This window comes from Bacillus cereus group sp. Bce041, from assembly GCF_052646455.1.
Map to the genome: position 1 here is coordinate 423,469 of NZ_JBQXON010000004.1, position 14,735 is coordinate 438,203.

A 14,735-nucleotide genomic window follows, 5' to 3' on the forward strand; every position below is an offset into this window, starting at 1 on the left:
CTCCACTACAACAATTTAGTTTTTAATGCTTCGGTATATTTCATAATCGCTTCGCGTAAAACGATTTTGGTGCCTTTTTCAAAAATTAAATCGTCCACGTTTGAAACTAATAAACATGTAGAAATCCCTAACTTTCGGACGATGATTAAGTCACAAGTTTTATGTTTCATTGCTTCATAATTTTCACGTAAAACTTGCAAGACCATTTTTCCTTCTTCTAAACTAATCTCTCCTGATTGTAGTAATTCTTCTAACATGTACACATAAAGAATGTCTACAAATTGAAACTCTGCTGTTTTATTCGTTTGTTCTATGAAAAATTGTAAAACTGGTTCTGATGCAATCCCCTTGCGTAAAATCTCTTCCTTTGTTAAAAGAATTTCTCTCACACTCGGTGAAAACATGTTCGCTAGTTCATCAAGTGATAAATCCTCTTTCATCGTTTGGATTTTATCGATACGCTCTAATATCTTTTCTTTCGGAAAAAATGTCTCTTGACCTGTAAACGTTGATTTTCGTACAAACCAATCTTCCGGAATTAAATTTTTTCTTTTCCACCTATATAACTGTCCGTATGAAATACCAGTTAGTTCTAATAAATCTTTTTTTGAAATTAAATCTGTACTCAACTGTATAACACTCCTTCCTGATAACAATGTAACATAACACTGTTACGCTGTAAATAGACTTTTATCACAAGTAGCGTAACAATGTGTAAAACAAACCTATTCTCACATACAAAAAGGCTCTTACACATCTTATGAAAATGTGCAAAAGCCCTTATATATCAAGATTTAAACCAAATATTATAAAAATCAATCCAACCTTGTGAATTAATCATTATATTTTGAACTTTTTCATGTGTACTTACCTCTTGTTTATTACGATATAAAGGAATAATATGAATTTGACGTAACAAAGTATCCTCGATATCGCGTAACAGTGTAACTCTTTTCTCTAATTCTTCTTGTCTAAAATAAGGAGACAACTTTTCATGAAAGTCCATGCTGCTTTGTCCATGAATAAAACTATTTTTTGTAAGAAACATATATAATAAACTATCTTCTATTCGTTCACTTATTGTGGCACTATCATGCATCATATCGGCCTTTTGTATCGTACTTACTTCCAATAGCTCTTCTATCTCAAGAAAATTATTTTCTACACGAATCCCGTACTTCGCACACTCTTTTTGTATCCATTGTGCATCTTCAACATGATCTCGTCCTGTAAATGTGTAGAGTTGTAGCACTTCACTATGATAAGTACTCCTTTTAATTAAACTTTCGATATCTTCGTCAATATCTACTATGCTTTCATTTGCTAATATTAGTTTCTTTGCCACTTCTCCACGTTCTCCGTCGAGTTCTTGAACGATTGTATAACCATGAATGATTTGATATAACGCTTTCCGAAATAACGCATCTTGCATTGGTCCTTCTTTCGTAAGATTACATGTTATATATGTCACGTTCGACTCAAGCCGAGACAATTCTTTATTATATTTTTCTTTATCTTTATACTGCGCCTTTACTAAAACATCGTATGTACTTACACCTTGTTCTACATTCCACAACTCAATACGATCTAAAAAAGGTCTTTCACGAAAATATAAAGGATGTCCTTCTAAAATGAACAGATTTTCATTACTTTTATATAATTGAAAAGGCCCTGTTCCAATTAACCCTCCTGCTTCATCTTCATTCACGATAGAACACTGTTCTGCACTTAGCATATGTAAAAACATTCGATTTTCCGTATGTAATTGAATTTCGAAAACGTAGTCATCCACTGAACGGATATTTTCAACGTGTTGTAACATCCATGCGTGTGCATTATTTTCCAGCTTCATAAATCGATTCAACGAGTATATAACATCATGTGCAGTAAGTTGTTTTCCATTATGAAAGTGAACTCCTTTTCGTAAGTAAAACGTCCATATTTTTTCAGCGTCATTATATTCCCAGTGAAATGCAAGTCTTGGCTCTATAATGTTTGTATTACCGTCTACATACACGAGTGTGTCGAATATATGTTTTACCATATGGCATTCTGAACGCATTGTAGCGTATACAGGATCTAATGTGATATCTAAATTCATTTGTACTTGCAACCGGAGTACATCTCTTCTCCCTTCAGATGTCATTTCAACCTTATGACCAAATATTGAATCCACCCAGGAGTGATATTCTCCCTTTACCGATGGAAAATGTGAGCTATAGCGTTCCACAAATATGCTTCCGCTTTTCACATCCCCTTTTTTCGTTATTTCTTTTCCTCTATCTAAAATTAAAGACATCGGGTGCTTTTGAAATATTAACTTAGAACGATTTCCTCTGCCGCGACCTGGAAACCACTTAATCCAATTTAACTCATCTAATTTTTTTATAATTAATTTACTATTACGCTCTGTACAAAATAGTGTTCTAGATATATTTTGCACTGTTACTTCCAATCGTTCTCCCTCTTTTTTCCCTTTTCCATAAGCAATCCATAGTTCAATGTATTGATCTAAAATAAACATCATACTCCCCCTAAAAGGTGAAAAATACTCCCTATTGTTTCTACCCTTTTTCCAACTCTCCTTTCATCTTATCATTTCAATATAGAAAGGAGGAATTAATATTGAATTATCTCTTACTTCGTTACAATAAACCTATTTTTATTAGACTGTGCGGTGAATTATTAACCCGAACGACTGAATCTATGTTAGCTCTCATTATGATTATTTACGTCAATAAAATGTTAAACGGCAATGTAATAATAACTATGCTGATTTTCGGACTGCAGCCACTTTCAGACATTTTATTTACACTTATTGCTGGAGGAATTACTGATAAATATGGCCGAAAAAAGATTATGTTACTCGGATTATTACTACAAGGTGTTGCAATCGGTAGTTTCGTTTTCGCTCAATCCGTTTTTATATTTGCACTGTTATATGTCATTAATGGTATTGGCCGTTCCTTATACATTCCAGCTCAGCGTGCACAAATTGCTGATTTAACAAAACAAGAGCAGCAAGCAGAGATTTTTGCTCTCCTACAAACGATGGGAGCAATCGGATCCGTAGTCGGCCCTTTAATCGGTGCAAGTTTTTATAATACTCACCCAGAATATTTATTTATCGTGCAAAGTGTAACTCTTACGATATATGCTGTTGTTGTTTGGACCCAGCTCCCAGAAACTGTTCCACCTATAAGTAAGTCGAAACAAACAGTTGAGGCAAGTTCACCAAAGCAATTTGTTTTTAAACATTACGCCATATTCGGTCTTATGGTTTCTACACTTCCTATTAGCTTTTTTTATGCACAAACTGAGACGAATTATCGTATTTTTGCAGAACATGTATTTCCTAATCTCGTATTCATACTCGCATTTATTTCAACATGCAAAGCCATTTTGGAAATCATTCTACAAATCTTCCTCGTAAAATGGTCTGAACGATTTTCTATGGCGAAAATCATCCTTATTTCTTACGCCTGCTATACAATAGCTGCAGTTGGCTTTAGTTATTCAACGACGATATTGTCGTTATTCTTCACCTTACTCTTTTTAGTCATTGGAGAAAGTATTGCTCTAAACCATTTATTACGATTCGTTTCAGAAATTGCACCTCATGATAAACGTGGTTTATATTTTTCAATTTACGGTATACACTGGGATATATCTCGAACGTGTGGACCAGTTATTGGCGCAGTTATATTAAGTAAGTTAAATGGAAGTATGCTGTTTTATATTTGTGCTAGCTTCTTATTAGTTGGAGGTATTGTTCAAGCGCTATTTGTTCAAAGTTTGGAACGTAAAAAAATCGTGAACCATCCTACACATAATTTATAGGTTACTACTTTTTCAGTAGATCAACATTTCTTATTGGATAAATGCTAAAAAATAAAAGTGAAGTATTTCGCATATGAAAGTATGTTTTATATGACAGGAGACATTCCTTGTTTACAACTAAAAACACCTCACTTCAAGAAAGTGAGGTGTTTTTGAAATCACTTAATTTCTTATCCTGCCATTTTATTAATACTATCCTCTGGCGAAAATACGGAAATATGATCGACCTTACCAGTCGATTTTGGAATGACAAATTTCAATTCATACTGGTTATTTACTTTGTATACATATATTTTATCTTCACCATTCTCTTTAACTGAAGATGGTTTTCCTAATGCTTTTTCAATTTCTTGTAATGTAATCAATTTTAGTTCCGCATGATATGAGCGTACATCAAAAACTTGTGACCCTTTATTAAATCCGAAAACAACATTTTTATTTGTAAAAGTTGCGTACATTCCATTCCCTGCATATTCGGTTTTATTTGCTTTCCCCCACGCTTTTTCAATTTCTTCAATATCCCCTGTATGGGCTCCAAATGGCACATTAGGTACCTTTCCTTCTTTTGCTAGTTCAAACAAATCTTTAACGTGGTTAATTGATTTTTGATTAAGTGTTCTATCTTTCGAATCTTGCTCAGCTGATGGTTTTGTTGTTTTTTCATTACTTGGTTTTGCTTCAAGATTTTTCTTTTCTTCTGAAGAATTACTTTGTTCATTTTTATGATTTTCCGAGGCTGGATTTGCTTCCTTTTTTTCGTCTGTCCCTTTACATGCTGCTAATGCAAATGTGCATGTAAAAGCAAGAAATAACATAACTATTTTGAAATATACTTTCATCATTTTTACCCCCTATTGTATTTTATTCATTTCGATAATCAACCGGATGCGAAGTATAGTATGAATTAAGGACTTCTAATTCTAAATCGTCACTTTCCCATAATTTTAAAAAACTTGGAATTATATTGTTAATCATCGTATTCATCTCCTTCTTTAAACCTTCTCTTCTCGATGATAATATCCTCTATCTATAACTTAAAACATGCTGTCACAACAGCTCCTTGAAACAAAAAAACCAGTAGGAAGTGATTACTCTTTTCCTACTGGTTGAAATGAAATTAAACGGTAAATCTTAGCTTCTTAAAAAATGTAGCGATAGTGTTTTTTACTGTTTCAAAATTATAAGCAAACGTGTTATCTCCACTTAATGATGAAATACATGTTAAACCTGCAGCTTTAATAAAAGCTTTTACATCTACAAGCATAGAATTAGCCTCCAAGAATTTAATTACAATCATTATAACAGGTGTTTTACGACGCTAACATGAAAGTAATAAATAAATTTCTATTATTAATTTATCCCGCTATTTGCCGGGCAGTAAGATCCCCACCTCAAAATTCAGCGGAAACAAAGAAGTTAGGTGGGGGCCCTGCTGCCCGTAAAAGCTAAATTGGTGAGAACTGATAATCAGTGGGAATGAACAAAACCCCCACTGATTAAAATTTCACCTTATTTAGCTTACAGTACACCATTTCAATGTCATATAAAAAAGCTGCCCAAAAAGAGCAGCTTCAAATATGTATATTACACTTCAATTGATTTACCATCTTCAACAATATGATAAAGTAAATGCGCTAAATGATGAATTGGACCGTATTCTTCCTCTTCCTCATCTGTTTCGCCTTGGAATTCAAGATCGTTTAAGTATAGTGCTAAAAATTGATAGTATAGTTTTAAATCAAATCCGTAGCATGCAGTTGGTTCTTCATGATCCCCTTCATATTGTAACATTAAGTATTGATCATTTCCTTCTGCATCTTCTGCATCAAAGAATACGAAGAAGCCAACGTTTGTATCTAAATCAAATAAATGACGAGTACCTTTTTCAGTTGCTTTATTGAAGTCCTCTTCACTTAATTTATGTACTGTTGTCGCTTTTGCATTATCTTCTTGATGGAAATTTACTGTAAATGATTTCAATGCTGACACCTCCTGATTGTATAATACTAGCATAACATATAAAAAGGACTGCTTACAAATGTAAACAGTCCTTACATTCATTTTCGCATTGCTCGTAATAAGAAGCTTACGATGAAAATTAAAATGATCGCACCGATTAAAGCTGGAATAATTGCATATCCGCCAATGACTGGACCAAAACTACCAAGTAATTTCGAACCAACCCAAGAACCGATAATACCAGCAATAATATTACCAATTACACCACCAGGTACGTCCTTTCCAGTAATTAAGCTCGCAAGCCATCCTAACATACCACCGACGATTAAAGACCAAATCATATAATAACCTCCTTTACATTTCACCAATCAAAATATAATTAGAAACAATTGCTTACCATTAGTTATGTGACATTTTTCATAAGTTATTCATGTTGTTCAACTTTAAGATTTTTGAGAATAATACACACAGATTAAACCTTTTTTTGAACTAACGATTTATCCGACTTGTTATTACACACATTAAGAACAATCTGGCTTCAATATTGTTCGCATAAACTCTTCTTTAAAAGCTGCATAGTTAAAACCAACAGCAATTCTTTGAATCGGCCGATCATCAAACCTTGTTGGCTCAGCTATTTTTCTAAAGTCTGCTACACTTTGGCCCCTAGTCACATCATTTGTCGTACTAATCCACACTGCCGATTTTTTATATTCGAAAATACTGTCATTTATAAACGAGATAAACGGTAGTAAATCGTGTATAGGACTTCCACCAATACCCGGATATTCTTTTTTATAGAAATTCTCATAATAAAAATCAATCATTGGTTTAATGAGTTTCGCCTGTCCAGTTCCTTGTTTATCTATTATATTGGCCATTTCAGGCGTAATAAGCGCGCCCTGTGTTACATTTAACGGGTATATGCTAGCGTTTTCCGCATATTTCATAACAATATTTGCTGCAATTGGATCACCATAAAAATTCGCTTCAGATACTGGTGTAACATTACCTGGAAATAGGAAAGCGCCGCCCATTATATAATACGAACAAATACGATCCATTATATTTGGATACAATAAAAATAACGTAGCAAGCGTCGTTAGTCTCCCTGTCGCCACAATTATAATATCTTCTGGACAAGGTTCGATTAATTTGATTAATTCACAAAAATTTTCTCGTTTACAAATTCTCATCTCAGGTGGAATAATAGGACCTAAACCGTGATCCCCGTGGATTTCAGGGAAAAACAAAGGCTCTTCAGCTGTCATCGGTCTACTCGCACCTTCAATAATTTTCACTTGTGTAGCATAGTACCTTTCTAAAAAATAAACATTTTCCGTAACGATATCTCGTGATACATTCCCGTACTCAGCAACAATACCTAGAATATCTAATTTACATGTTTTATTTGCATAAATTAACGCTACGGCGTCATCAATACCAAAGTCTCCAAAAAAGATAATTTTCTTATTAACTATTCTCACCCCTCTTCAGCATAATCTACTATTATTATTATGTGAAAAAGACAAGGCGGTGAAACAGCGCAAACTAAAAAAGTCGCCTATTTATTGGCGACTTCAATCTTTTTATAAGACAAATATGCAAGTACATTTTTACTTGAATCGTATTTCGGGTTATTTCCTTTTCTCGGCTCTCTCATATGTGTCTTTTCAAATCCAGGAATGTCTGGCATTTTCCCCATAAATTCAAGCATTTCTTCCTCAGAACCTTCAATGCGTACACGAATCATTATAACTATTCCTCAATTCTCAGTTTCTCTGTACTAAGTATATCGTACTTCAGAAAGACTGCAACACATTTATCTTTTTAACGTTGTACTTTTTTTACATATAAACATAGCCATTTCAGTATAGAACGATTCTACTTTATTATTTTTAAATTGAATATTAAAATATCCCTTCATTTCGTTTGGTGCTTTCATCATACATTCTGTTAATTTTTCACGCTTTTGTAAAGGGACATCCATCATATTACACCACCAGTCAAAATCAAACTTCTTATCAAAAGTAAGACATGACTGCATTTGCAAACCGTTTTTTTCTAATAAAGTAAGCCATTCTGTCTTTTTTAGAGCTCGTTCATGACTTGGGTCTCGCTTTTTTTCTATAAAATTATAAAATGTATCATATTCATTATTTTCTGGCGAAACATTATCTATTAAGATGAATAATCCATTATCCTTCAATGTACGATTTACTTCATAAATAAATTGAGCCGGATTCATAAAATGATGGGCTGCAATCCGGCATGTGATTGTATCAAAAAAATGGTCTGCAAATGGTAAATCCTCTGCGTTTCCTGCTACAAAAGATACATTTTCATGCCCATTCTGCTTTATAAAAACTTTTGCTTTTTCTAACATCTGTTCTGTTAAATCAAGTGCAACTACTTCTTCAAACATGGGTGCTAACATATTTGCCACATGTCCGCCACCAGTAGCAACATCAAGAAGACGATTATTATGACGAGACTCAACTTGTTGAACTACATATTGTAAATCCAGTCCTTTAGCATGTATTTTACTATTTACATATTTATCTGCATTACTGCCAAACTGTTTTTTCACAAGCTCTTCTTTACTCATATTATCATCTTCTTTCTATTGTTATTTACATATACGACTCATATAATTATTACAATTCTCTTCATGTATTTTCAAATCCTCTTTTCATCTCACTTCTCATCACGTTCCCTTATAATCAAAATAATATGATTATACGTTATTTCATTAAACAAAAAAAAGGCTACGGGAACTTTCCCCCTAACCTGACTAAATATTGACTATATTTTTATTTCTTCGTATATATCTATATAATATAAATCCTCTTTCAACTTCATAATAACATCTACTTCGTTATAAGTAGCCTCACGAGCATGTAAACCAAATTGATCCATACCAATCCATATCCACCCAGGTGTAAGATATAAAACATCTATATTAAAATAATCTAACTTAGTAAGCTCTGATGTAATAAATTTATCTTTATTAGCGATTTGTTTATCTATTAAACCATATTCTTTTCCATTTTCAAATAGCGATATAAAATCCCCTACAATCGGATGTTCACGAACAATAAAATGATATTCTTTTTCCTCTATATTTACCACAATCAAACGAGAAACAGATAAATCACACTCCAAATTCGACATATTTGTTTATTCACCTCCTTATATCGGTTTCTTCTATATAATAACAAATGAATATTCAAAATAAGTTAATATAATGTAAAAAATAAAAAAGCTGACTTCCCTTTGGAAATCAGCTTTTTTAATTCGATCAACTTTATACTTTTACAAATTATTATAATGTTTCTTTTTCCTCATCATTTCCGGAAACTAAACTTCCTATAGCATCCGCTGTTACTTCTACTACAAATTCACAAATGCCTGCTACAACTTCTCCAATTACTTCATCCATCTTTTTACCCCCTTATTTTATGTAACTTATTTGTAGTATAGAAGAAATTAGCGAATGTAAACTATCGAAAAAGGTGACATAAACCTTACAGAATTGTAAGCTCTTTCATCCCTCTGCTTATCCCCTTTGAAACTCCAAGTATTTTTAGCAGACATATAGGCCATCATAAATATGAAGCAAGTAATAATCTAGTGTCAGGAGGCGTTTAATATGTATTACGTAAAATTAATTAAAGGTCAATCTTTCTACGCTTTTGATCATCGTTTCTTGGTGTCTGAAGAAGAAGAGGTTTCAGAGAAAATTTATAATTACTTACGACGTAATGAATTTTTTGAAGTACGTAAAGAAGAATACTCTGCTTAATTACAAAAAGCATTAAGAAAAATATCATCTTATTGTGATATATTCTTAATGCTTTTATGTGAATTTCTTCTTTTCAATAATTGTTGTTGACTCTATTAAATAATCTAGTATTTGTCCAAGCTAATTCTTCACTATTTTCATATTCTAGTATATAAGGAGGTGAAGAATATGACTCATATCATTGATTACCAAGCTACTCAACCTATTAGTAAAACTGGTGAAACAACTTTTGCAATCCCAGCTTCTCCAAATAAAGCAATTTTAGCAAATTTGAAATTGAGAATTTCAAGTAGAGATTCACGTAATAATCGAGTAGAATTAATCGCTACAATTGGTGTAGAAGGAATAACTGGGACTTCACAAGTTTTATTCCGAATTTTCCGTGATAATATTGAAATTTTTAATGCACAAGTAGGTATTGAATCTACAGATTCTGAACAATTTTACGTACAAACATTTCAAGCTATAGATCAAAACGTTAGCAGTGGAACACACGAATATTCATTAACTGTAGAAAACCTTACTAGTGGTGCTAGTGCAGAAGTTGTTGGTCCTCTATCTTTTAGCGCTTTAGCTATTGAAAAAGAGCAAAAATGTTGCTAAGTGAATCTAATATTTAATTTTGTACTTGAGAAAAGCGAGGCGTAGTTATCGTTCTTGCTTTTATATATATATTCTTACTTTCTATTAGCTTTAATCATAAAATTTTCACGTTTTGATTCACTTATTTCAGCACTTAACACATCAAATTTTTGACAAATCAAAAAGATTGAAATCCACTTATGAAACACGTAATATAGACTCTGACTCTAAAAAAGTTCGTATAAAAACACTACATAAATAAGGAGGTTTTATATACGCGTTTTTCATTTTAAAAGACGGAGAGGTTTTATGTTATGTGGCGTAATAAAAACGTTTGGATTGTTTTAATTGGGGAGTTTATTGCAGGTCTAGGATTATGGCTTGGTATTCTTGGCAACCTTGAATTTATGCAAAAATATGTCCCTTCTGATTTCATGAAATCAGTTATATTATTTATCGGACTATTAGCCGGTGTTCTAGTTGGACCTATGGCTGGCCGTGTCATCGATCAGTATGAAAAGAAAAAAGTTCTTCTTTACGCTGGGTTTGGTCGAGTTTTAAGTGTTATTTTCATGTTTTTTGCTATTCAATTTGAAAGTATCGCATTTATGATTGCATTTATGGTTGCTCTTCAAATTTCAGCAGCATTTTATTTCCCTGCATTACAATCTGTAATTCCACTCATCGTACGTGAGTATGAGTTATTACAAATGAACGGTGTACATATGAATGTTGGTACAATTGCTCGTATTGCAGGTACTTCACTAGGTGGAATTCTTTTAGTTGTGATGAGTTTACAGTACATGTATGCCTTCTCAATGGCAGCATACGCCTTATTATTCCTCTCGACTTTCTTCCTACAATTCGAAGACAAGAAATCAACAACACCAAGTAAACAAGCTGCAAAAGATAATAGCTTTATGGAAGTATTTCGTATTTTAAAAGGAATTCCTATTGCTTTTACAGCACTTATATTAAGTATCATCCCTCTATTATTTATAGCTGGGTTTAATTTAATGGTTATTAACATTAGCGAAATGCAACATGATCCTACGATTAAAGGGTTCATATATACAATTGAAGGTGTCGCATTTATGATAGGTGCCTTCGTAATTAAACGTCTATCTGATCATTTCAAACCTGAAAAATTACTATATTTCTTCGCAGTTTGTACTGCTTTTGCACATCTGTCATTGTTCTTTAGCGATATAAAATGGATGGCTCTTACATCATTTGGGTTGTTTGGGTTTAGTGTTGGCTGCTTCTTCCCTATTATGTCGACGATTTTCCAAACGAAAGTGGAAAAAAGTTATCACGGTCGCCTCTTCTCATTCCGTAATATGTTTGAGAGGGTTATGTTCCAAATCGTCTTACTTGGCACAGGCTTCTTCTTAGATACAATTGGGTTACAATATATGGTTCTCATCTTCGGAGTCGTTTCATTATTGATTATTTCTATTTCCCTCTCTAAGCAGAAACATTATGAAAAACAGCATTCGCAATCTGCGAATTTATAAAATAAACAAAGAAGTATGGATCTAATATTGAATCCATACTTCTTTGTTTTATAATACGCCTATTTATTACGTTTATTGAAATTACCTAAAGGAGTATCCTCCTTTAATTTCGAATAGATTATAAAAAGTACTCTTTATAAAAGGAGTGGTAAAATGTCTGATAGCATCCAAGTATTTATTGTCCTGCTCTTTGCAATTGCGCTGTTTAGCATCCTAAACTTTTTAGCCATTTCCTTATCTGGACATAGTTTTAAAAAAAGAATCGTGGCAGGTTTCATATTTTTACTACTGACTCCCATTATCTTTTTGACTATCGCAACATTTGCTTCTATATTCGATAAAGCAGGATTTGGCGCAGGTACGTTAGCCTTTATGATCGCAAGCGTATATATATTAAATGGAATAGTGATTCTGCTTTCCTCTTTATTTATCCTCAAAAAAGACATAACATAGGCTATGGTACTAGCATGAATCTGACTTTACACTAGATTCATGCTTATTTAATTTCTCCTAAATTTTTATATGAAATTAAATAATTCTTTAAAAAAATTTAAACTTTATTTATTATAATATCCCTATCGTATTCGCACGTTTATTCAAATTTAAAAGAAAGGAGCACAAAATGAAAAAGGTTCTACTTACAATTCCTATACTAATCATCCTACTTAGTGGATGCAGCAATAACGATATATACGGTTCTTGGGAAGTCGTTGACAATAAAAATGGTGAATGCCCTGTATATTATAAATTTGAAACAGTTGTCAAAAAAGAAAATAAAGAGGAAATTGTGCAAAATTTAGTAGAAATGCAAACCACAAAGAATAAAGACGATTTATATAAAGGCTCATTTGTCAAAAATTCTAATGTATATCACATTGATTATGGTAATTCATTTACATCGGACCAAACTTTAAAAGTTGCCGACGGTACACTAAATGTATACTTTTTGACAGCCGAAAAATTATGCACATATAAAAAGAAATGATTACATTTCAGAGGAGACGCAGAAAATATTTTCTGCGTTATTTCACTTTAGAAATCGGCCACAAAAATAGCCCTTGTTTTCGTATTCTTTTTCATTCAAAACATGAGAAATATACTTAATAAAAACTAGAGAATACCTTAAGTTATATAAAATGAATCCTATAATAGACATTTCAATTAACGCATCTACGCTATTTACATCGATACTTTTCAAAATAGGCTAATCCTTCCTCTAAATTTGTCAATCATTTTAATTTTCATAAAAAAATGATAAAATATAAACATGTGTTTTCAGAATAATTAAAAATGCAGAATGAAAGCACTGTTTTAGGAGGGGTTTTGATGACTTACACGTTAGCAACTAGAATGAAAGCATTCCAATCTTCTATATTTAGTGAATTAGGAGCCTATAAAAAAGAAAAAATTGCAGCAGGTCATAACATGATTGATTTGAGCATCGGAAATCCTGATATGCCGCCCGCTGATTTTGTAAGAGAAACAATGGTACATACAGCGAGTGAGAAAGAGAGCTACGGGTATACATTATCAGGTATTCAAGAATTTCACGAAGCTGTAACTGAATATTACAACAATACTCATAACGTTTTATTAAATGCGGATAAAGAAGTTTTATTATTAATGGGTTCACAAGACGGGCTCGTTCATTTACCTATGGTTTATGCAAATCCAGGTGATATTATATTAGTTCCTGATCCAGGATATACAGCTTATGAAACAGGTATTCAAATGGCTGGTGCAACATCTTACTACATGCCTTTAAAGAAAGAGAATGATTTCTTACCAGACTTAGAAGTCATCCCTGAAGAAATTGCCGATCAAGCGAAGATGATGATTTTAAACTTCCCAGGGAATCCCGTTCCAGCAATGGCTCATGAAGATTTCTTTAAAGAAGTAATCGCATTCGCGAAAAAGCATAATATTATCGTTGTCCATGATTTTGCTTATGCTGAATTTTATTTCGATGGTAATAAGCCAATTAGCTTCCTCTCTGTACCTGGTGCTAAAGAAGTTGGTGTAGAAATCAATTCTTTGTCAAAAAGTTATAGTTTAGCAGGTAGCCGTATTGGATATATGATTGGAAACGAAGAAATTGTTCGTGCACTTACTCAATTTAAATCTAATACCGATTACGGTGTATTTTTACCAATTCAAAAAGCAGCATCTGCAGCACTAAGAAATGGCGCTGCATTTTGTGAGAAAAACCGCAATATTTATCAAGAACGGAGAGATACTTTAGTCGATGGATTCCGAACATTTGGCTGGAATGTCGATAAGCCAGCTGGTAGTATGTTTGTCTGGGCAGAAATTCCACAAGGATGGACTTCTCTAGACTTCGCTTATGCATTAATGGATCGTGCGAATGTCGTTGTTACACCTGGTCATGCATTTGGACCTCACGGAGAAGGCTTCGTACGTATTGCACTCGTTCAAGATAAAGAAGTGTTGCAACAAGTTGTTGAAAACATTAGAAATAGCGGCATTTTCGTCCTTGAAAAAGTAAATGAATTAGTTAAAAATTAATTCCGGCTCCCCTGCTTAACTTTAGCAGGGGTATTATTAATTGGAGGTACTTTCATATGCATATTAAAGACACACTTCCCCATCGTTATCCATTTTTAATGATTGATAAAGTAACAAATGTAAAACAAGATGAATTCGTTACAGGATATAAACTCATTACAAATAACGAATGGTTTATAAATGATAGTCACAAACATATGCCTCATATGTTAATTGTAGAAGCACTTGCTCAACTTAGTGCATTTGTACATACAAGTGATTCTGAAGGACTAGGATTCCTCTCCTCTTTAGATGGAGTTGAATTCCACGGAAAAGCATATCCCGGTGATAAACTTGATTTACATTATGAGCTAACGCGCAATCGCCGAGGTTTTGTTCTTGGTAAAGGTATTGCAACTGTAAACGACCAGCCTATTGTAACTATAGAAAAACTATTAATATATCAAGCAGATTAAAGTGTTCCTTATATCAGTTGGAAATATCTATTCTCAACCGATTAAGTAAAT

At 33.0% G+C, this 14,735-nt stretch carries 18 protein-coding genes; 8 read left to right on the plus strand and 10 right to left on the minus strand.

Features of this window, described 5'->3' with window-relative positions; all coding sequences use genetic code 11:
- Positions 1-5 precede the first annotated feature (5 nt).
- Complete coding sequence (locus tag ACUN13_RS16505; RefSeq protein ID WP_000102257.1) at positions 6-629, minus strand: YhbD family protein; 624 nt, start codon at positions 627-629, stop codon at positions 6-8.
- 158 nt (positions 630-787) lie between these two features.
- Positions 788-2,524: an ABC transporter substrate-binding protein gene (locus tag ACUN13_RS16510; RefSeq protein ID WP_088338525.1), complete on the minus strand. Its 1,737-nt coding sequence runs from the start codon at positions 2,522-2,524 to the stop codon at positions 788-790.
- A 101-nt stretch (positions 2,525-2,625) separates the two neighbouring features.
- On the opposite strand from ACUN13_RS16510, the gene ACUN13_RS16515 reads away from it, so the two are divergent.
- On the plus strand, positions 2,626-3,840 hold the full coding sequence (locus ACUN13_RS16515) for an MDR family MFS transporter (protein ID WP_001108464.1): 1,215 nt from the start codon (positions 2,626-2,628) through the stop codon (positions 3,838-3,840).
- 170 nt (positions 3,841-4,010) lie between these two features.
- On the opposite strand, the gene ACUN13_RS16520 is transcribed toward ACUN13_RS16515, so the two are convergent.
- The 8 genes from ACUN13_RS16520 to ACUN13_RS16555 all read right to left on the minus strand — a co-directional run bounded on the left by ACUN13_RS16520 (position 4,011) and on the right by ACUN13_RS16555 (position 8,973).
- Complete coding sequence (locus ACUN13_RS16520) at positions 4,011-4,682, minus strand: YjgB family protein (protein ID WP_002025942.1); 672 nt, start codon at positions 4,680-4,682, stop codon at positions 4,011-4,013.
- 275 nt (positions 4,683-4,957) lie between these two features.
- Positions 4,958-5,104 (minus strand): hypothetical protein, encoded by a 147-nt coding sequence (locus ACUN13_RS16525; RefSeq protein ID WP_000959548.1) that lies wholly within the window; start codon positions 5,102-5,104, stop codon positions 4,958-4,960.
- A gap of 320 nt (positions 5,105-5,424) precedes the next feature.
- On the minus strand, positions 5,425-5,820 hold the full coding sequence (locus tag ACUN13_RS16530; RefSeq protein WP_000834883.1) for a hypothetical protein: 396 nt from the start codon (positions 5,818-5,820) through the stop codon (positions 5,425-5,427).
- A 77-nt stretch (positions 5,821-5,897) separates the two neighbouring features.
- Positions 5,898-6,140 (minus strand): GlsB/YeaQ/YmgE family stress response membrane protein, encoded by a 243-nt coding sequence (locus tag ACUN13_RS16535; RefSeq protein ID WP_445423879.1) that lies wholly within the window; start codon positions 6,138-6,140, stop codon positions 5,898-5,900.
- 180 nt (positions 6,141-6,320) lie between these two features.
- Positions 6,321-7,286, minus strand: a complete 966-nt coding sequence (locus ACUN13_RS16540) for a nucleoside hydrolase (protein WP_409532127.1) — start codon at positions 7,284-7,286, stop codon at positions 6,321-6,323.
- Positions 7,287-7,363: 77 nt separating this feature from the next.
- On the minus strand, positions 7,364-7,552 hold the full coding sequence (locus ACUN13_RS16545) for a DUF3970 family protein (RefSeq protein WP_000621873.1): 189 nt from the start codon (positions 7,550-7,552) through the stop codon (positions 7,364-7,366).
- A 69-nt stretch (positions 7,553-7,621) separates the two neighbouring features.
- Positions 7,622-8,407: a class I SAM-dependent methyltransferase gene (locus ACUN13_RS16550; RefSeq protein WP_257115415.1), complete on the minus strand. Its 786-nt coding sequence runs from the start codon at positions 8,405-8,407 to the stop codon at positions 7,622-7,624.
- 197 nt (positions 8,408-8,604) lie between these two features.
- On the minus strand, positions 8,605-8,973 hold the full coding sequence (locus ACUN13_RS16555; RefSeq protein WP_445423880.1) for a hypothetical protein: 369 nt from the start codon (positions 8,971-8,973) through the stop codon (positions 8,605-8,607).
- 478 nt (positions 8,974-9,451) lie between these two features.
- Between ACUN13_RS16555 and ACUN13_RS16560 the strand changes: the two genes are divergently transcribed.
- The 7 genes from ACUN13_RS16560 (at position 9,452) to ACUN13_RS16590 (ending at position 14,684) form a co-directional block, all read left to right on the plus strand.
- A complete protein-coding gene (locus tag ACUN13_RS16560) occupies positions 9,452-9,604 on the plus strand; it encodes a YqbF domain-containing protein (protein ID WP_000291905.1) in 153 nt (50 codons plus the stop codon).
- Positions 9,605-9,772: 168 nt separating this feature from the next.
- Positions 9,773-10,207 carry an exosporium protein ExsC gene (gene exsC / locus ACUN13_RS16565; protein ID WP_257115417.1) on the plus strand — a complete coding sequence of 145 codons (435 nt, stop codon included), beginning with the start codon at positions 9,773-9,775 and terminating at the stop codon, positions 10,205-10,207.
- 293 nt (positions 10,208-10,500) lie between these two features.
- Positions 10,501-11,703: an MFS transporter gene (locus ACUN13_RS16570; protein ID WP_409532129.1), complete on the plus strand. Its 1,203-nt coding sequence runs from the start codon at positions 10,501-10,503 to the stop codon at positions 11,701-11,703.
- A gap of 153 nt (positions 11,704-11,856) precedes the next feature.
- On the plus strand, positions 11,857-12,156 hold the full coding sequence (locus tag ACUN13_RS16575; protein WP_127064012.1) for a hypothetical protein: 300 nt from the start codon (positions 11,857-11,859) through the stop codon (positions 12,154-12,156).
- Positions 12,157-12,325: 169 nt separating this feature from the next.
- Entirely contained in the window at positions 12,326-12,688 is a 363-nt protein-coding gene (locus tag ACUN13_RS16580) for a hypothetical protein (protein ID WP_000757022.1), read from the plus strand.
- Between the two features lie 341 nt (positions 12,689-13,029).
- A complete protein-coding gene (locus ACUN13_RS16585; protein WP_000222697.1) occupies positions 13,030-14,229 on the plus strand; it encodes an LL-diaminopimelate aminotransferase in 1,200 nt (399 codons plus the stop codon).
- A 56-nt stretch (positions 14,230-14,285) separates the two neighbouring features.
- On the plus strand, positions 14,286-14,684 hold the full coding sequence (locus tag ACUN13_RS16590; RefSeq protein WP_000547649.1) for a 3-hydroxyacyl-ACP dehydratase FabZ family protein: 399 nt from the start codon (positions 14,286-14,288) through the stop codon (positions 14,682-14,684).
- Positions 14,685-14,735: the final 51 nt, after the last annotated feature.